Source organism: Streptomyces sp. NPDC031210 (genome assembly GCF_055570395.1).
Genome location: NZ_JBVIHH010000002.1, coordinates 697,106 through 713,866 on the forward strand (window position 1 = coordinate 697,106; position 16,761 = coordinate 713,866).

The 16,761-nt window shown below is 68.3% G+C and carries 16 protein-coding genes; 8 read left to right on the forward strand and 8 right to left on the reverse strand.

Features of this window, described 5'->3' with window-relative positions:
* Nucleotides 1–119: 119 nt before the first annotated feature.
* Nucleotides 120–2,177: an MDR family MFS transporter gene (locus ACZ45Z_RS06805; RefSeq protein ID WP_468357162.1), complete on the forward strand. Its 2,058-nt coding sequence runs from the start codon at nt 120–122 to the stop codon at nt 2,175–2,177.
* Here ACZ45Z_RS06805 and ACZ45Z_RS06810 read toward each other — a convergent pair.
* On the reverse strand, nt 2,174–2,713 hold the full coding sequence (locus ACZ45Z_RS06810) for a GNAT family N-acetyltransferase (protein WP_468357164.1): 540 nt from the start codon (nt 2,711–2,713) through the stop codon (nt 2,174–2,176). The two genes, ACZ45Z_RS06805 and ACZ45Z_RS06810, sit on opposite strands and share 4 nt — an antisense overlap.
* A 135-nt stretch (nt 2,714–2,848) precedes the next feature.
* Nucleotides 2,849–3,181 (reverse strand): antibiotic biosynthesis monooxygenase family protein, encoded by a 333-nt coding sequence (locus ACZ45Z_RS06815; RefSeq protein ID WP_468357166.1) that lies wholly within the window; start codon nt 3,179–3,181, stop codon nt 2,849–2,851.
* Nucleotides 3,182–3,232: 51 nt separating this feature from the next.
* Here ACZ45Z_RS06815 and ACZ45Z_RS06820 point away from each other — a divergent pair, with 51 nt between their 5' ends.
* The 4 genes from ACZ45Z_RS06820 (at nt 3,233) to ACZ45Z_RS06835 (ending at nt 6,530) form a co-directional block, all read left to right on the forward strand.
* The gene (locus tag ACZ45Z_RS06820; RefSeq protein WP_468357169.1) at nt 3,233–4,942 is read left to right on the forward strand and encodes a recombinase family protein; all 1,710 of its coding nucleotides are present in this window, start codon (nt 3,233–3,235) and stop codon (nt 4,940–4,942) included.
* A 235-nt stretch (nt 4,943–5,177) separates the two neighbouring features.
* The gene (locus ACZ45Z_RS06825) at nt 5,178–5,423 is read left to right on the forward strand and encodes a hypothetical protein (RefSeq protein WP_468357172.1); all 246 of its coding nucleotides are present in this window, start codon (nt 5,178–5,180) and stop codon (nt 5,421–5,423) included.
* The gene (locus ACZ45Z_RS06830; protein WP_468357175.1) at nt 5,420–5,659 is read left to right on the forward strand and encodes a hypothetical protein; all 240 of its coding nucleotides are present in this window, start codon (nt 5,420–5,422) and stop codon (nt 5,657–5,659) included. Before ACZ45Z_RS06825 ends, ACZ45Z_RS06830 begins: the two co-directional genes overlap by 4 nt.
* 7 nt (nt 5,660–5,666) lie before the next feature.
* The gene (locus ACZ45Z_RS06835) at nt 5,667–6,530 is read left to right on the forward strand and encodes a phage/plasmid primase, P4 family (protein ID WP_468357420.1); all 864 of its coding nucleotides are present in this window, start codon (nt 5,667–5,669) and stop codon (nt 6,528–6,530) included.
* A gap of 87 nt (nt 6,531–6,617) precedes the next feature.
* Here the strand turns inward: ACZ45Z_RS06835 and ACZ45Z_RS06840 are convergent, their stop codons facing one another.
* Nucleotides 6,618–7,541 carry a hypothetical protein gene (locus ACZ45Z_RS06840; protein WP_468357178.1) on the reverse strand — a complete coding sequence of 308 codons (924 nt, stop codon included), beginning with the start codon at nt 7,539–7,541 and terminating at the stop codon, nt 6,618–6,620.
* A 182-nt stretch (nt 7,542–7,723) separates the two neighbouring features.
* On the opposite strand from ACZ45Z_RS06840, the gene ACZ45Z_RS06845 reads away from it, so the two are divergent.
* Complete coding sequence (locus ACZ45Z_RS06845; protein ID WP_468357181.1) at nt 7,724–7,849, forward strand: phage terminase small subunit; 126 nt, start codon at nt 7,724–7,726, stop codon at nt 7,847–7,849.
* A 139-nt stretch (nt 7,850–7,988) separates the two neighbouring features.
* On the opposite strand, the gene ACZ45Z_RS06850 is transcribed toward ACZ45Z_RS06845, so the two are convergent.
* The 5 genes from ACZ45Z_RS06850 to ACZ45Z_RS06870 form a co-directional block, all read right to left on the reverse strand.
* Entirely contained in the window at nt 7,989–9,095 is a 1,107-nt protein-coding gene (locus tag ACZ45Z_RS06850; protein WP_468357184.1) for a helix-turn-helix domain-containing protein, read from the reverse strand.
* Nucleotides 9,096–9,947: 852 nt separating this feature from the next.
* Nucleotides 9,948–11,057 carry a DUF2330 domain-containing protein gene (locus ACZ45Z_RS06855; protein ID WP_468357423.1) on the reverse strand — a complete coding sequence of 370 codons (1,110 nt, stop codon included), beginning with the start codon at nt 11,055–11,057 and terminating at the stop codon, nt 9,948–9,950.
* A gap of 91 nt (nt 11,058–11,148) precedes the next feature.
* On the reverse strand, nt 11,149–12,660 hold the full coding sequence (gene proP, locus ACZ45Z_RS06860; RefSeq protein WP_468357426.1) for a glycine betaine/L-proline transporter ProP: 1,512 nt from the start codon (nt 12,658–12,660) through the stop codon (nt 11,149–11,151).
* Between the two features lie 431 nt (nt 12,661–13,091).
* Nucleotides 13,092–14,102 (reverse strand): CU044_5270 family protein, encoded by a 1,011-nt coding sequence (locus tag ACZ45Z_RS06865; RefSeq protein ID WP_468357187.1) that lies wholly within the window; start codon nt 14,100–14,102, stop codon nt 13,092–13,094.
* On the reverse strand, nt 14,095–14,634 hold the full coding sequence (locus ACZ45Z_RS06870; protein WP_468357190.1) for an RNA polymerase sigma factor: 540 nt from the start codon (nt 14,632–14,634) through the stop codon (nt 14,095–14,097). The genes ACZ45Z_RS06865 and ACZ45Z_RS06870 overlap by 8 nt, the downstream gene beginning before the upstream one ends.
* Before the next feature lie 127 nt (nt 14,635–14,761).
* On the opposite strand from ACZ45Z_RS06870, the gene ctaD reads away from it, so the two are divergent.
* Nucleotides 14,762–16,375, forward strand: a complete 1,614-nt coding sequence (gene ctaD / locus ACZ45Z_RS06875) for an aa3-type cytochrome oxidase subunit I (RefSeq protein ID WP_468357193.1) — start codon at nt 14,762–14,764, stop codon at nt 16,373–16,375.
* Nucleotides 16,372–16,719 carry a hypothetical protein gene (locus ACZ45Z_RS06880; RefSeq protein ID WP_468357196.1) on the forward strand — a complete coding sequence of 116 codons (348 nt, stop codon included), beginning with the start codon at nt 16,372–16,374 and terminating at the stop codon, nt 16,717–16,719. Before ctaD ends, ACZ45Z_RS06880 begins: the two co-directional genes overlap by 4 nt.
* Nucleotides 16,720–16,761: the final 42 nt, after the last annotated feature.

Below are 16,761 nucleotides of genomic sequence, written 5' to 3' on the forward strand. Positions count from 1 at the left end.
ACGCCGGGCGCCCCGGCCGCACTCGGCGGGCCATATCCGGCGGTTACCACGACCATGGAAGGAAGCTCCGAGGGGCGGCCCGGCACGGGGCGGGCGGTCCGGAACAGAGGGAGACGTTCATGGCGCAGGACACCGGCGCTCCTGTTGTCCCCGGCGAGGGCCAGTCCCAGCGGACGGTCCTCGTCGCGATCGGCGCGCTGTTGCTCGGCATGCTCATCGCGGCACTCGACCAGACCATCGTCGCCACCGCGCTGCCCACGATCGTCAGCGAGCTCGGCGGCCTGGACCACCTCTCCTGGGTGGTCACCGCCTACCTCCTGGCCTCGACGGCCGCGACCCCGCTGTGGGGCAAGCTCGGCGACCAGTACGGTCGGAAAAGGCTGTTCCAGACCGCCATCGTCATCTTCCTGATCGGCTCGGTGCTGTGCGGCGTCGCCCAGAACATGCCGCAGCTCATCGCCTTCCGCGCCGTCCAGGGCCTGGGCGGCGGCGGCCTGATCGTGCTGTCGATGGCGATCGTCGGCGACATCGTGCCGCCCCGCGAACGCGGCAAGTACCAGGGCCTCTTCGGCGCCGTCTTCGGCGGTACGAGCGTCCTCGGCCCGCTGCTCGGCGGGCTGTTCGTGGACCACCTGAGCTGGCGCTGGGTGTTCTACATCAACCTCCCCATCGGCATCGTCGCGCTGGCCGTCATCGCCACCGTGCTGCACATCCCGGTCCGCCGCACCCCGCACCGGATCGACTACCCCGGCACCGCCCTGATCGCGGCCGTCGCCGCCGCGTTCGTCCTGATGACCTCGCTCGGCGGCGTCAGCTACCCCTGGGGTTCCTGGCAGATCGTGGGACTGGGCGTCCTGGGCGTCGTGTTGCTCGTCGCCTTCGTCCTCGTCGAGCGGCGGGCGGCCGAACCCGTCCTGCCGCTGCGCCTGTTCACCCTGCGCACCTTCACCCTCACCGCGATCATCGGCTTCGTCATCGGCTTCGCGATGTTCGGATCGATGACGTACCTGCCGACGTTCCTCCAGGTCGTGCAGGGGGTTTCGCCGACCATGTCCGGCGTGCACATGCTGCCGATGGTGCTCGGCATGCTGCTGTCCTCCACCGCCTCCGGGCAGATCGTCAGCCGCACCGGCCGCTACAAGGTCTTCCCGATCGCCGGAACCGCCGTCGTCGTCATCGGCCTGCTGTTGCTGCACCAACTCGACCCCGCCAGCAGCGTTGCCGCGATGAGCGCGTACTTCTTCGTCTTCGGCTTCGGGCTCGGCCTGGTCATGCAGGTGCTGGTGCTCATCGTGCAGAACGCCGTCGGCTACGAGGACCTGGGGGTGGCCACCTCCGGTGCGACGTTCTTCCGTTCCATCGGCGCCTCGTTCGGCGTCTCCATCTTCGGCACGATCTTCGCGAACAAGCTCGGCCCGCGGATCGCGGACGCCCTCGCCGGGCAGCCGCTGCCGCCCGGCGTCGACCCGTCGAGGATCGCCGAGGATCCGCGGACCGTCGCCCGCCTGCCCGCCGGCCAGGCGAGCGGGGTGCTGAACGCCTACTCCGTCTCGATCACCGACGTGTTCCTCTACGCCGTCCCGGTCGTCCTCGTCGCCTTCGTGCTGGCCTGGTTCCTCAAGGAGGAGCCCCTGCGCAGCAGCGTCACCGCCCCCGACGCCAGCGAAGTGCTCTCCTCCAACCCCGTCGAGCGCTCCTCACACGACGAATGCGCCCGCGCGCTGTCCAAACTCGGCAGCCTGGAGGGCCGTAAGCGCATCTACGAGACGATCACCGAGCGGGCGGGCCTGGACCTGAAACCGGCCGCGAGCTGGATGCTGCTGCGCATCTACCGCTACGGCTCGGTGGAACCGGGGATGCTCGCCGAGCGCAGCGAGGTGCCGTTCGGTGTGATCACCGAAGGCGCCCGGCAGATCGAGGAACGCGGGCTCGGGGAACGCGACGGGCTGATGCTGGTGCTCACCGACCGCGGCCGCGAGGCGGCGGGCCGGCTCTCGGCCGCCCGCCAGGAGTCGCTGGCGCGGATGCTGGGCGACTGGTGGACGAAGGACCGGCCCACCGACCTGACCGAGCTGGTCCAGGAACTGACGGCGGAGCTGTGCGGCTCGGACGGCGAGGAGCCGCACGACAGAGGAGTTCGGCAGGCTGCCGTGTCGCGTCTTCCGCCGCGAGCCTAGGCGGTGGCGGTTTCCGTAAGGTCCGGGAGCCGCTTCTCGAAGAAGAGCTCCGCGTAGCCCCCGTCGTGGTACGGCGCGATCTCGGCGAAGCCGTGCCGCCGGTAGAGGGCGATGGCCTCGATCAGGTCCCGCCGGGTGTCCAGCCGGAGCCGCTCGGCGCCCATGGCCGCCGCGGCCCGCTCGGCGGCCGTCAGCAGCCCGTCCGCGCCGCCCAGGCCGCGCCGGTCCGCCCGGACGAACATCTGCTTGAGCTCGGCGGTCCGCGCGTCCAGCAGCCGCACCCCCGCGCAACCGGCCGCGGCGCCGCCGTGCCGAGCCACCAGCAGGACGCCGTTCGGCGGCGTCAGATGGTCGCTCGGATACTCCGCCAGCCCCTGGTCGATCTCCTCCGGCGTCGAGCGGCGCCCCTCGTGCAGCGCGTAATAGCGGTCGGCGACCTCGGTGTAGTACGCGCGCAGCAGCGCGCGGGCGTCCGGCGAGCCGAACGGCTCGGCGGAGACGGTCCAGGACGGGCGGAGGGCGGCGGTGTCGCGCATGCCGCCATTGTGCGGGCGGGCCGGGAGCGGACCGCAACCGGGTTTCCGGCGGGCGCCCGACGTCTGCCTGACGTCGCCTGATCTGCCTGACGTCTGCCTGTCGTGTGCCCGACGTCGGGCGCCCGCGCCGCGCCGTCAGCCCTGCTTCGGCCCGGCCTGCTGCACCACCTCGAAGGACCACAGCGTCGACCCGGACGCGGCGGGCTTGGGCCGCTCGCCGCCCTCGCCGCCACCGCCCTGGTGCGCGGCCTTCATCGGGCCCTCCATCCACGCCTGGAAGGACTCCTCGTCCCGCCAGCGGGTGTAGACGAGGTACTGGTCGGTGCCCTCGACCGGACGCAGCAGCTCGAACCACTCGAAGCCGTCGGAGGAGTCCACCGAGCCGGCACGCGCCCCGAAACGCTTCTCCAGGACTTCCCGCTGCTCGGCGGGCACGGTCAGTGCGTTGATCTTTACCACGCTAGGCACATGACACCTCTCAGTAAGAGAGCGCCGGGCTGGCGCCCTAACCTTGATCACGTGCGAGCAGTCTCCTACATCCGTCAGTCCAAGCGTCGCGAGGACGACTCCCAGGCATCCCCGATGGCCCAGCGCGAGCGCTGTTCGTCCCTCATCGCATCCAAGGGCTGGGACGACGCGGGACACTTCGAGGACGTGGGGAAATCGGGCTGGGATCCCGGCATCCACCGTCCGGGATTCGAAGAGATGATGGCCGCCGTCCGTGCCGGCCACGTGGACGCGGTGATCGTGTTCTCCCTGTCCCGGCTCACCCGGCGGGGCGCGCTGGAAGCCATGAAGATCATCGATGAGCTGGAGCGGTACGGCGTCCGTTTGGTGTCCGTGGAGGAGCCTTACCTGGACACCTCCACACCAGTAGGTGTCGGCATCCTGGCCATCATCGCTGGACTCGCGCAACAAGAGTCGGACCTGAAGTCTGCGTGCATCACCTCTACCAAAGACACGCTCCGCCGAGCCGGGAGTCATGTCTCCGGCGTCGCTCCCTTCGGCTTTCAGCCGGAGCGCGAGACTCGGGGCAAACTCACTGTGATCCGTCTCGTTCCGGACCCTGTAGAGGCCCCGGTAGTCCGGGACATGGCGTCGTGGATCGCGGACGGGCTCACCGCCTCCGCTGTGTCCAAGCGGCTGAATGAGTCACGTGTGCCTACGAAGATGACCGGTTTGGGAGAAGCCGGAGCGAAGCGAATGGAGTCGCGACGGGCCCGCATCGGTTCATCCGAAGCAGCCGATCGGGCGGGCTGGACCTCTTCTACGGTCCTGCGCGTCCTTCGGGATCCGCGCCTGGCGGGATACGCCATGGAGTGGCAGGGGCGCCAGGAGAGAACCACGGACGCGGACGGGAACGTGGTCCCCGGCAAGGCCGGGAAGCGGGTGATCCTTCGCGACGATGAGGGACGCCCAATGGAGTCGCACGAACCCATCATCCCGGCCGATGAGTGGTGGAAGCTCCAGGACGTGCTGGACGGCCGGACCAAGACGGTCGTGCGGTCCGGGCGCCGTTTGCCCACGCTCTTGGCGGGACACGGCCTCCTGTTTTGCGATGTGTGCGGCTCGGTCATGGTCTGTGACAAGCGCTCGGGGAAGCTCTACTACAAGTGCAATCGTGCGGGTGGCGTTATCCCTGGCCATGGTGGCTTGGTCATCAGCATGGGCGGCGCCGACGACGAAGTCGCCCGCCGGGTATGGGCGCGACTCACGGCGATGGACCCTTCAGACGAGGACGACAGGGAGTGGCTGGCGGAGGCCGCTCGCCGGTTCGCCCACCAACAGGACACCTCTGAAAGGGAGACGGAACAGGCAGCGGCCCGTTCGGAACTGGAGCACGTCCGGGAGTCGTTGCGCGTCCTCTACCAGGACCGCCAAGAGGGCCTGTACGCGGGACCTGTGGGAACCAAGATGTTCCGCGAGTCCGTGGAGCGACTGACGGCCCATGAGCAGCGGACACAGGGCCGTTTGAACGAGCTGGAGGCGGCGGCGGGCGGGGTCGTGGCGATCCCCGGAGAGTGGACGACGGTGGACGGTGACCCGATAGGGGAGGAATCCCCGTGGGCTGATTGGGACCTGCAAGAGAAGCGGGAGTTCCTGGCGCTGTTCATCGACTCTGTCCGGATCGCCAAATCGCTGGGCAGGGGAAGGAACGCCAATACGCGTGACCGCGTCCTGGTCCGGTGGGCGGAGCGTCCCCGCAAGGACGACGACGGCATGGCGTAGTAGCGCGTCGGCGCCTTAATCGGTCGTGTGCGACGGGGAGGCGACAAGTAAGCGGCGGAGCCCCTTGGGCCCGTTCCTCTGCGGAGGGGCGGGCCCTTCGCAGAGCCCACGCATGGGCTTGCGTCACGCCTTCCGTAACGGCTCCCAGACAACAGGGCTGAACGCACGCGCGGAGCCGTCATGCCCCCCAGTGCATGGACCCGACGCCTGCCAGCGACACGAGGGAGTACCAGTCATGCCCACCCCGACCGAGCAAGCCCACGCCCGCATCACGGCGTTGATCGCGTGGGTGCAAGAGAAGATCGACGACCTGAATACCGACGGCGAGATCCCCGTGGACTATCTCTTCTTCACGGACCCCTACCCGCAGGATGGCCAGGACGCCAGCCGGCTCACCAGCACAGTGCGGAAGACCCAGCGACGCAGTGGCCGGGATGCTTACCGCGCCGCCCTGGCCGCCAGGTACGACGGTGACGCATGAGGACGCCCGTGGAGGCCCTGGCCGCGCTCACACTCAAAGACGGCACGGACGTGGACCGCGCGGAGTTCATCGCCGGTCGCGTACGCGGAAAGCTGATCTATGTGGATGGGCCCGGCTGGTACGCGTGGGACGGCCGCCACTGGGTCAACGACTCCACCCGCGACGCCGTGGCACGGGGCATGGCGCACAAGGTGTCGGACAGTCTCCTGGCCGACACCGCTGGACGGGGGCGGTGACGCATACCTGGATGCGGCCCGCGCACTGCGCATGTCGCGCTGCATCACGGCCGCGCTCACCGAACTGCAAGCGATGCCAGGAATTCGCCGACGCGTAGAGGACCTGGACACCGATCCATACTTGCTCGCCTTCCGCAACGGCACCGTGGATCTGAGGACAGGCGTATTGCACCCGCATGATTCGGCGGACCTCATTACGCGTCTGGTGAATGCGCACTACCATCCCGACGCCAAATGCTCGGAATGGCTAACGTTCCTGGAATCCAGCCAGCCAGGCGACCCGGAAATGCACACCTTCCTCCAGCGACTTGCCGGGTATGCCATCACCAGCGACACACGCGAAGAATGCTTGGCGTTCTTCTATGGCTCCGGCCGCAACGGGAAGGGCGTGTTCACCGAAACTCTAGGAAAGGTGTTCTCTTCCATCACCACGGCCCAGGAAGCGGAGTTCTGGGAGAAGCAACGCCATGGCCGCAACGGCTCATTGGCCGCCAAGCTGCACGGCGCACGAATCGTGTTGTCCAGCGAGATGACGGACGCTCGCCTGGATGAAGCATTCATCAAGCTGTTCACGGCCGCTGACTTGCTCACAGACCGGAAGCAACGTCCCGCTACTCAGCCCGGACCCGACCCAGCCCACACGGAAGATCCTGTCCGGCGTCCCGCTGTATGTCTCGCGGGCCGTCACGCCTGGCACCGTCTGGGGCCTGCCAAAGGACCGCGTGCTGGCCATCACACGACGGGACGTGCAGGTGGACGTATCGGCAGACGCGTTCTTCACCTCAGACCGAGTGGCCGTGCGCGGCACCATGCGGCCACCTTCAGCTACCCGCACCCGGCGGCCATCACCAAGGTCACGTTGACCGCGTAGCGCCCTGACCTGGGGGTATGCCCCCTTGGCCCGTCACGCCGGACCGCAAGCGTATAGCAGCTCTGATTCTGTACGGGTTTCGAGGCTTCAAGGGGACTGATCCCGGAGAGACGCAGGGTCCGCCCCAAGCCTGTACTTTTCAAGCATTCCGGCCAGCTCGTCTTCAGTACGCCCTTCCGGGCTGAGTGAAATTTCGTGTATAAGTTGTTTGGTGTCAACTAGAAATTTCTCCAAGGTCCCAGAAGGAAGGGCCCCGAGCGGGAAGGCGTGCGGCTGAGGATCAGGCCAAGCGCGTCGAAAGAGTGGGGAGTTTTCCAGGTTCTGCGTGAATATTTTGGCCCCTTCCTCCGGTAGTTCTTCCGGCGTGAAAGCCATGATCAACACGATCTTGGCCACCGCCAGGTAGGCGTACCCGGTGTTGTCCTGGGTAACCTCCATATCAGGCACCGAATCCATGGGTGACAGTAGGCAGGAACTGATTCCCATGCCTACATAGGCTATGGGTTCCTCGGAATGCGCGAGGAATATTCGGCCGTGACGAAATGGGCTGGGAGACTCCGCCATTTCTCGGTAATCCGCCTTCGTGAATGGGTTCTGCTGCGCTGCGTGGTTGAGGGCATAGGCCATCCACGACTTGCTGGACCAAGTGGCCAGTATTTGGAGTTTGCCCTCCGTGAGATGAATTTTCTCCCCGTTGAAGATGAATCTTGCGAGGATGCCCTTAGCGTCGCCCTCTAGGCTGCTCATCCAGCCGTGGTTGCATTCTCCGCATACCGGCACCGTGACGTGTGGTAGCCACTTCGCATACTTACCCGGGGTTTCCGTCACTGCTTGATAGCGGCCGTTCTGACCTTTTCGAAGCACAGTGTGAATCCTTGGTATGCGCTCCCCGTGGGTGCCCTCAAGGAGAATTCTTGCCCCCTCGGTGGCGTGCATCCACTCGGCCCAGATGTGTTCCTTTGTTTTTTTCCCCCTTCTCCCGCAGAAGGGGCAGTCAATGAATCTACCCATGTCGACCTCCACTCAAGTGGATCGGGGACTCAGTCTGAGTAATTGGTCCCGCCTGGAACTTAGTCGGAGCTCTCCGCAACGCGCGCCAGCCATGTACCTGTGCCAAGTCTGGGGCTGATTAGGTTCCCTGTCGACTCGACGCCCAATGTCTCGGACTTTCGACTTTGCTGGGGGGTGACACCATGCCGGGCCCCGTCCCGAAGCGTAGTGACCAGCGTCGCCGGCGCAACAAGGGCGACGGCCCCGAGGTGGTGAAGGCTCCTGGCGGAGACGAGATGGGTCCCGCTGGTCTGCCCGATTGGCATTAGATCGCCTGGGAGCTCGACGCCAGCCCGGGAGCATCACAGACGGTTGGCGACCCGGCGCACACATCCCTGACAACGCCGCCCCGTCCCTGTCCCCGTGACTACCTCCTGCGCCGGGGTGGTTGCGGGGGCATTCCTCGTTCTATGACGCCTCAACCTCTGCCATCAGTAGCCGGAGCGTCAGCGAGTGCTTTTCTGGCGGTAGTTTGTCCATGGCTAGCCGCGCGTAAGTGACGCCCCCAGCTCTGTCTCCGGACTTGGCCAGCATCAGCCCACGGTGCACTTCAAGGTGGGTTGCGAAGCGAGGCAGCGTCGCGGGTAGTTCGCGTCGGGCGGCTTCTTGTGCCTCAACGGCTCCCCGCTCATCCCCAAGCCTGGCGAGCAGCAGCGAGCGGAAGACGTTCACTCGCCACCAGGGAACGGCATAGTCGCTGGTCTGCTCATACGACCCTGCCTTGTCGAACACCCTTTGCCCTTGTTCTGACAGCCTGAGTGCCGCCCCACGATCTCCTCGTAGCGCGGCAGCGTGCGCCTTGCCGTAGATGGCGTTGAGGAGCCCTAGGGAAGGTTTCTGGCTGATGGCCATGGCCTGATCGGCCAGCACGTCGGCGACGCCGAGTGATGCCCCCTCGTATCCGAGGGCAATTGCTGCGCGACCGCGTACCCAGACGCGGGCCTGATCGTCGCCGGACTCGTCCGCAGCTTCGGCAGCGAGCCGGTACCAGTTGACCGCCTTGGATCCATCCGCCCCGGGGAACGTCTTGGCGTAAAGGGTCATGAGCCGGGACGCCACAGACCACAGCCGAGGATTCTCAAGCTGTTGCTGTACCACCACTAGCTCACCGGACACGCGACGCTGAATGTCGGCGGCGCCAAGGCTCATGTACTCCGTGCCGTAGGTGTCTAGTTTGCTCTCCCATTGGTCTACGGACGGACCGCCCCGGAGTCGGGCGGCGAAGCCCACGGACAGGAGGTCAGAGGCCACCACAGGCGCTATGGCAGCCCCTGCTGCATCAGTCAGGAATGTGCGTCGCTTCACATCGTCCTCAAGCACAGCTAGGGGAACATCGAGCACTGCGGACAAGCACCGGAGGTAGTACGCCCCCGGCGTTACCTTGCAACGCTCCCAGCGGCTGACGTACTCCCGATCAAGGTTCGTTCCAAAGGTGTCGTTGATGGCTGACGCCAGACGCCCCTGGCTCCATCCGCGCGCCCGGCGTAGATCCCTGATCAGCTCCCCAATAGACATGACCCCATCTTGCCCCTAGTGCTGCCACTAGACAGGTCAAGAAGGGCGTTCCGGAGGCTACTTGCCCCTACGGATGCCACTACGCAGCCCTGCCTGCTGTCGGGACTATCACGGGCATGACCGAGCCGACGAGATACACGACCGCATCGGTAGAACTGCCCTTACGGCTGGAGCTGGAACCCGTGGCGGTAGATGGCTGCGATGTATGCACGGCGCTGGGGAACGAACGAGAGGCGGCGCGATTGGCGGGGGACGGCTCGAAGGTCTCTGACTGCAAAGTTGAGATCAGCAGGCATCCGCACTCGGCGAAGAGTTGGGGGCGGCGGTGAGCGTGGCCGAGATGCCGTTGGAGCCTGAGTTGTGGGAGCCGTACGCGGACTCTCCCGAGGGCTGGTGGACGGAGTACGGCGGACGGTTGGATATGCGCTCTGGAGTCGTCTACTTCCCCCCTGGGACGCCCTTGCCGCCGTGCCCCTTCCCGTGTGCCAACTGCCGCAGTAAGGGCCGTCAGTAGCCCCGAAGCCCCGTTGTGCTGAGTGCTCAGGGCAACGGCGCGGTACCTCCCGATGGGAACCAGCGCGACCACGGCAGATGTGCCATGACTCCCGCCCCGTCCGCCCCTTGACTGGGGTGCCGCTTCGGCGGTGAGGGATGCCGCATCAGCCCCGTTCGGCGACGGCGAGCGATACAGCGGGGTGGGGCTTCCCTCTCTATGTGCGTATCTTGACAGACTCAGATCTTCACGATGCTCATGGCCACCATCGTGCCGCATGGCCCCTACGGCGGTCCCGCGCAGGGCCCGTCGGCGTGCCCGCCGCCCGGACGGCACCGGGGCGCGGTCGGTGCAGGCCCCTACGGAGCGGCCGTTCGCCGCATGCGGCGGGCGAGCAGGACCGACAGTCCCGCCGTGGCCGCCGAGATCGCGGCCAGGCCGCCCGCCGTGACGATCCAGGCGGGGACTCCGCCCACCTTCAGCAGCGCGTACTCGTACGTCACCCGCCGGTACGCCGTGTCCGCGGCCGTGCGGCGCAGCTCGTGGTCGCCGGTGATGTCCGACGGGTTCGGGAAGCGCTGGTCGAGGGCGGTCAGGAAGGTCGGGGCGGGGCCGGTGAGGTCGCTCACCGGGCCGGTGGGTGTGATGCGGCCCGCGAAGAAGATCTCGGGATCCGATCCGCCGAGGGTGCCGGCCGGCTCCATCCGGTGCGGGGCGAGGACGTACAGGCCCAGCGACTGGGGTGTCTTGGCGAGCCGGGACAGGCGCATCGGGTAGACCAGCCGGTCGCTGGCGAACGACAGCCGCAGGGGGTCGAGGGTGCCGTTCAGCGGGCCGCCGCGCTCGGCGGGTGCCAGCCGGATCGCGACGTACTCCCAGTGCCGCGCCACGTAGGGCCGCAGCTCTCGGGAGAGGGCCTCGGGGAGTTGGAAGCCATGGGTTTTCAGCCAGTCCCGCAGTGCGTCGGGGTCGGTGGCGGTCAGGCGCGCCACGTCGAAGGGGCCCAGCCGCTCCCGGCCGACCACACCGACGCCCGGCCCGGACGCGCCGGGGGCCGGCGGGGCCGCGGCGCCGTCCGTCGTCCGGCTGAAGGGCCAGTCGCCGCCGCGCGGCCAGAAATAGTGGCGCTGTTCGACGGCGGGGGCGGTGAGTTCGCCGAGGTCGGAGAAGAGGTCGGGGTCGCCCAGTTTCACGTCGGCACGGTGGGGCACCGGCATGATCCACGCGGCGTCCGGCGCGGTGCCGTCCACCGTCAGGCTCATGACGATCTGCTCTCGCCGGCCGTCCCAGTGCACCGCCGACATCTCGCGGTCCACCGCGATGGTGGTCTTCGGATCGTGCACCATCGCCCCGCAGCCGCACGCGTACGCGGGCCGGGCCAGTGACACCAGTTGTGTCGCCAGCAACAGCAGCACCACCAGCAGGGCCCGCCGCCGCCCGGTCGTACCGAGCGCCGTGGACACGCCCATCGTCGTCCCCCGTTCCTCACCGCCGACCGCCGTGGTCAACACGGTCACAGACGGGGAAGGGGACCGGACGGTTCCGCCGGGAGAGCCGCCGTCAGGCCGTATCCCTGCCGCGGGCGGCGCGGAGGACCTCGCGGGCCTCCGCCTCCGTCTCGACGGCGGGCGGGGAGCCGGGCAGCGGCTTGCGGGCGCTCTCGGACATCAGCAGGACGGCGACGGCGCCGATCACGGCCGCGGCCATCATGTAGTACGCGGGCATCATCCGGTCGCCGGTCGCGCCGATGAGGGCGGTGACCACCAGCGGCGTCGTGCCGCCGAAGAGCGAGACGGAGAGGTTGAAGCCGATCGACAGGGAGCCGTAGCGCACCTTGGTCGGGAACAGCGCGGGCAGCGTGGAGGGCATGGTGGAGGTGAAGCAGACCAGCAGCAGGCCCAGCGCGGCCATGCCCAGGGCGATGGCGCCCAGCGAGCCCTGACGGATCAGCAGCAGCGCGGGAACCGAGAGCAGCAGGAATCCCGCGCAGCCCGCCGCGATGACGGGGCGGCGGCCGAAGCGGTCGGTGAGGCGACCGGCGAACGGCTGGACGCCCATCATCAGCACCATCACCGCGAGGACGACCAGCAGTCCGTGCGTCTCGTCGTACTTCAGCTCCGAGGTCAGATAGCTCGGCATGTACGACAGCAGCATGTAGTCGGTGACGTTGAAGACCAGGACGAGCCCGACGCACAGCAGCATCGCCCGCCACTGCCCGCAGACCATCTCGCGCAGCCCGATCCGCTTCTCGACCTCGCGGCGTTCCTTCTCCCGCGTCCGCGCCTCCTTCTCCAACCGGGCGAAGGCCGGGGTCTCTTCGAGCCGCATCCGCAGGTACAGGCCGATCAGGCCCATCGGTCCGGCGATCAGGAACGGCAGGCGCCAGCCCCAGGAGTGGAGGTCCTCGGTGGACAGCAGCGCGGTCATCAGGGTGACCAGGCCGGCCCCGCCGACGTATCCGGCCAGGGTGCCGAACTCCAGCCAGCTCCCGAGGAATCCGCGCTTCTTGTCGGGCGCGTACTCGGCGATGAAGGTGGACGCGCCGCCGTACTCACCGCCGGTGGAGAAGCCCTGCACGAGGCGGGCGAGGAGCAGTAGGACGGGTGCCCCGACGCCGATGGAGGCGTACGAGGGGATCAGGCCGATGGCGAAGGTGCCGGCCGCCATCATGATCATGGTGATCGCCAGGATCTTCTGACGGCCGATCCGGTCGCCGAGCGGGCCGAAGACCATGCCGCCGATGGGGCGTACGAGGAACGCGGCCGCGAACGCGCCGAACGTCGACAGCAACTGCGCGGTCGGGTTCCCGGACGGGAAGAAGACGTGTCCGAGGGTGACCGCGAGGTAGCTGTAGACGCCGAAGTCGAACCACTCCATCGCATTGCCGAGGGCGGCCGCCGACACCGCGCGCTTGACCATCGCCGGATCGACGACGGTGACCTCGCCCGAGGTCGGCTTCTCCAGATCGGCCACGGCACCGAAGGGGCGGCCACCGTGCCTACGGGGCCCGGATGCGACGGGGGACTGCGTCGGCACGTGTTCGCTCGCCTGCGCTCTCTTGGACGACTGCATGACATCGCCCGCCATCGGGGTGACGGACAAAGGTCGACCATAGGTGCAGAACGGTTCATCACGGACAGTGTGCGAATGACCGCGCAGTCGGCCGTATACCCGCTTCTTGCAGGGGAAACACGCCTTCGCCGGGATTTCGGCGGGTGTGCGTTCTGTGATCCATCTCGCGGTGATCGGCCGCAACCGGGGGCGGGGGTGTGAGGTGCGCCACGGGGTGGCGGGAGGGGCGCGGAGTGGGAGGGCGCGCACGCCGGGGTACCCGCGCGGACGGCGCGGCGGCACTGTCGGCCACCGCGCCGATGGATCGTCGCGTCTCTCAAGGATCCGCCCTACGGGCGCGGTCCGCCACTCGGGCGCGGTCCGCCACTCGGGCGGCGCGTCAGGGCGGCCCGGGCGCCCCTGCGCGGCACCGCGGGCCCGCGGGCGCCGCCTCACCGCATCCACGCCTCGTACGACAGCACCTCACCCGACGTGATCCGGAAGTCCGGCAGGTCCTTGGTGAACGTCACCTCGCTGCCGAGCAGTTCCCCGGTCACCGGGTCCAGGATCACCATCTGGCGGGTGGCGTTCATGGTGCCGTCCGGCCCGTCGTAGACGTACGCCTGGCCGCGGCGGCCGAGGCGGTCGGTGACCGCGCCGGCGGGCCGCAGCCCCTCGGCACCGGCCAGCATCCGCACGACGGCGGCCGTCTCGCGCGGGCCCGGCGTCCACGCCTGCCGGAACGACGAGAGCGCCGTGAGGAGTTGGGGCGTCCGGGCACCCGCGCCGCCGTACAGCGACGCCAGATGCTCCCGCAGTGCCCCGGCGTCGGTCGGCGGCCTCGTGCGCGAGGCCAGGCCGCCCACCCGCGCCCCGGAGCCCGCCGGATACGTCGCGCGGTGCAGCACCTTCCCGTCGTTGACGGTGCGCCACCTGCCACCGGAGTCGTCGATCACCGGGCGGCCCGGGTGCCGCGGGTCGGTGGCCACGACCAGCTCCGAGCCGCTGCCGTCCGCCGCCCAGCGGGTGAGGCGCTCCTCGGGCACGGTGACCGGCGGCGCGGCGTCCGGGCCCGCCTCCATGCTCATGGACCAGCTCCGCAGATGACTGCCCCGGCGCGGCCCGTCCCGCCCGCCGGCCGCCCGCGCCCTGGCCTCCGCCCGGCGCGCCACCTCCTCCAACGGCACCGACGGGGCGCCGGCGCGCGCCTGGAGGGCGACGGGGACGGCGGCGGCCGCTGTGCTGCCGGAGTCGGAGAGGGTGAAGGCGAGCACGGCGACCAGCGCGAAGACCGCGGCCTCGGCGCGCAGGACGAGGCGCCGCCGGGCCCGGCGGGTGCGGTCGCTGTGCAGCAGGCGGTTCAGGCCGCGTTCGGCGCGGGCGTCCAGCGGGCGGTCCCGCCAGGGCCCTTCGTCGGCCCGTGCGGGATTGGCCGCGCGCAGCAGCCGAAGTTCGTCACTCATTGCCGTCGTCTCCTGCTCGTACGCACACGCTCGTCCGCCTACGGTCGATCTCCGCGCGAAGGCGGCGCCGGGCCCGGTGCAGCCGCATGGCCGCCGCGCTCCGGCCGCACCCGAGGGTCACCGCCAGCTCCTCCACGGTCAGCTCCTCCCAGGCCGTCAGCCGCAGCACCTCGCGGTCGGCGGCGGGGAGGCGGGCCAGCGCCTCGTGCACCCAGGAGCCCGGCCGTTCGGCGTCCGGGCTCTCCACGGTCTGCCGGCGGTGCACCGCCTCGTGATGGCCGAGCCGGTGCAGCAGCCGCCGGTAGCGGCCGAGCCCCCGCGCCGTGTTCGCCAGGCAGTTGCGGGCCACGCCGTACAGCCACGGCAGCGGCGCTTCGGGAAGCTCGGCGCGGCGTCTCCAGGCTATGGAGAAGACCTCCGCCACCACTTCCTCGACCTCGTGTGCCTGCCCGTCCCACCGCCGCGCCACGAAGCGGCTGACCGCCCAGTAGTGCGCGCGATAGGCATCGGCGAAGGCGTCGTCCGTGCTCATGAACCGTTGGTGTCCGGCATGGCCCCGATCTTCACACCCTGACGGGGTGACTCTTCCCACCAGGTCCCCGGCCCGCTTCGGGCCCGCAGGCGGTGACGTTCGGGGCGGGCCCGGACACCTACCGGGCATGAAGTCTCCCGTCCGGTGGCTCACGACCACCGACCACAAAACCATCGGCACGATGTATCTGGTCACGTCGTTCGCGTTCTTCTGCGTCGGCGGCCTGCTGGCGCTCCTGATGCGCGCCGAACTGGCCCGCCCCGGCCATCAGATCGTGTCCAACGAGCAGTTCAACCAGGCGTTCACGATGCACGGCACGATCATGCTGCTGATGTTCGCGACGCCGCTGTTCGCCGGATTCGCGAACTGGATCATGCCGCTCCAGATCGGCGCCCCCGATGTCGCCTTTCCCCGCCTGAACATGCTCGCCTACTGGCTCTATCTTTTCGGTTCGCTCATCGCCGTGGGCGGATTCCTGACGCCTCAAGGAGCCGCGGACTTCGGCTGGTTCGCCTACGCGCCGCTTTCCGACTCCGTGCATTCACCAGGCATCGGCGGCGATATGTGGATCATGGGTCTGGCCTTCTCGGGTTTCGGCACGATCCTCGGTTCGGTCAACTTCATCACGACGATCATCTGCATGCGGGCGCCTGGCATGACGATGTTCCGGATGCCGATCTTCACGTGGAACGTGCTGCTGACCGGTGTGCTGGTCCTGCTGGCCTTCCCGGTGCTGGCGGCGGCGCTGTTCGCGCTGGAGGCGGACCGTAAATTCGGTGCGCATGTCTTCGACGCGGCCAATGGCGGCGCGTTGCTGTGGCAGCACCTGTTCTGGTTCTTCGGGCATCCCGAGGTGTACATCATCGCGCTGCCGTTCTTCGGCATCGTCTCCGAGATCATTCCGGTGTTCTCGCGGAAGCCGATGTTCGGTTACATCGGTCTGATCGCGGCGACGATCTCGATCGCCGGTCTTTCGGTCACGGTCTGGGCGCACCACATGTACGTGACGGGCGGCGTGCTGTTGCCGTTCTTCTCGTTCATGACGTTCCTGATCGCGGTGCCGACGGGTGTGAAGTTCTTCAACTGGATCGGCACGATGTGGAAGGGCTCGCTGTCCTTCGAAACGCCGATGCTGTGGGTCATCGGCTTCCTGGTCACCTTCACCTTCGGCGGTCTGACCGGTGTCATCCTCGCCTCGCCGCCGATGGACTTCCACGTCTCGGACTCCTACTTCGTGGTGGCGCACTTCCACTACGTCGTCTTCGGCACGGTCGTCTTCGCGATGTTCGCCGGCTTCCACTTCTGGTGGCCGAAGTTCACCGGCAAGATGCTGGACGAACGCCTGGGAAAGATCACCTTCTGGACGCTGTTCCTCGGCTTCCACGGCACCTTCCTCGTCCAGCACTGGCTGGGCGCGGAAGGCATGCCGCGGCGTATCCCCGACTATCTGGCCGCCGACGGATTCACCACCCTCAACACCGTCTCCACCGTCTTCTCCTTCCTCCTCGGACTCTCCCTCCTGCCGTTCCTCTACAACGTCTGGAAGACGGCGAAGTACGGCGAGAAGATCGAGGTCGACGACCCGTGGGGTTACGGCCGTTCGCTGGAGTGGGCGACGTCCTGCCCGCCGCCGCGGCACAACTTCACGGCGCTGCCCCGTATCCGTTCCGAATCCCCGGCATTCGACCTGCACCATCCGCAGACCGCTCGCGAGGTCGAATCCGGAGTGGTGCCGGTATGAGCGAGGGCACCCGGATCGAGGAGGCCATCAACGAAATCGAGGGATATCTGCTCTGGGAGGCGGAAAAGGACCGGGCCCGCACTCGGGCGGAAGCCTTCTGCGCCGCACTTCCCTGGCTCACCGAAACCCAGCGCGGGGAAGTGGAATCGCGCTACCGCCAGGACCAGCGCGAGACGTCCCGGGTCTATCTGGAACGCATCGCGTCGCGCACTGCCGCGCTGCGGGCCGAATACGAAGGCGCGTATCGGGCGCTGCGGCGACGGCTCGTCACCGCCTGCCTCTGCGCGGCGGTGGCGGTGGCGGTTTCGGCGGCCGTGTCCGCGGCCGGCCTCACCGGGCGGTGAGGCCGGGGCGGGTGGTGCGGTCACGGCGGCCGAGGCGGCCGG

What these genes read in the sequence shown, in the direction of transcription:
- ACZ45Z_RS06805 (WP_468357162.1), top strand. Translation starts at nt 120, where the DNA reads ATGGCGCAGGACACCGGCGCTCCTGTTGTCCCCGGCGAGGGCCAGTCC.
- ACZ45Z_RS06810 (WP_468357164.1), bottom strand. Translation starts at nt 2,713, where the DNA reads ATGCGCGACACCGCCGCCCTCCGCCCGTCCTGGACCGTCTCCGCCGAG.
- ACZ45Z_RS06825 (WP_468357172.1), top strand. Translation starts at nt 5,178, where the DNA reads ATGCCCACCCCGACCGAGCAAGCCCACGCCCGCATCACGGCGTTGATC.
- ACZ45Z_RS06830 (WP_468357175.1), top strand. Translation starts at nt 5,420, where the DNA reads ATGAGGACGCCCGTGGAGGCCCTGGCCGCGCTCACACTCAAAGACGGC.
- ACZ45Z_RS06840 (WP_468357178.1), bottom strand. Translation starts at nt 7,541, where the DNA reads ATGGGTAGATTCATTGACTGCCCCTTCTGCGGGAGAAGGGGGAAAAAA.
- ACZ45Z_RS06845 (WP_468357181.1), top strand. Translation starts at nt 7,724, where the DNA reads ATGCCGGGCCCCGTCCCGAAGCGTAGTGACCAGCGTCGCCGGCGCAAC.
- ACZ45Z_RS06850 (WP_468357184.1), bottom strand. Translation starts at nt 9,095, where the DNA reads ATGTCTATTGGGGAGCTGATCAGGGATCTACGCCGGGCGCGCGGATGG.
- ACZ45Z_RS06855 (WP_468357423.1), bottom strand. Translation starts at nt 11,057, where the DNA reads ATGGGCGTGTCCACGGCGCTCGGTACGACCGGGCGGCGGCGGGCCCTG.
- proP (WP_468357426.1), bottom strand. Translation starts at nt 12,660, where the DNA reads ATGCAGTCGTCCAAGAGAGCGCAGGCGAGCGAACACGTGCCGACGCAG.
- ACZ45Z_RS06865 (WP_468357187.1), bottom strand. Translation starts at nt 14,102, where the DNA reads ATGAGTGACGAACTTCGGCTGCTGCGCGCGGCCAATCCCGCACGGGCC.
- ACZ45Z_RS06870 (WP_468357190.1), bottom strand. Translation starts at nt 14,634, where the DNA reads ATGAGCACGGACGACGCCTTCGCCGATGCCTATCGCGCGCACTACTGG.
- ctaD (WP_468357193.1), top strand. Translation starts at nt 14,762, where the DNA reads ATGAAGTCTCCCGTCCGGTGGCTCACGACCACCGACCACAAAACCATC.
- ACZ45Z_RS06880 (WP_468357196.1), top strand. Translation starts at nt 16,372, where the DNA reads ATGAGCGAGGGCACCCGGATCGAGGAGGCCATCAACGAAATCGAGGGA.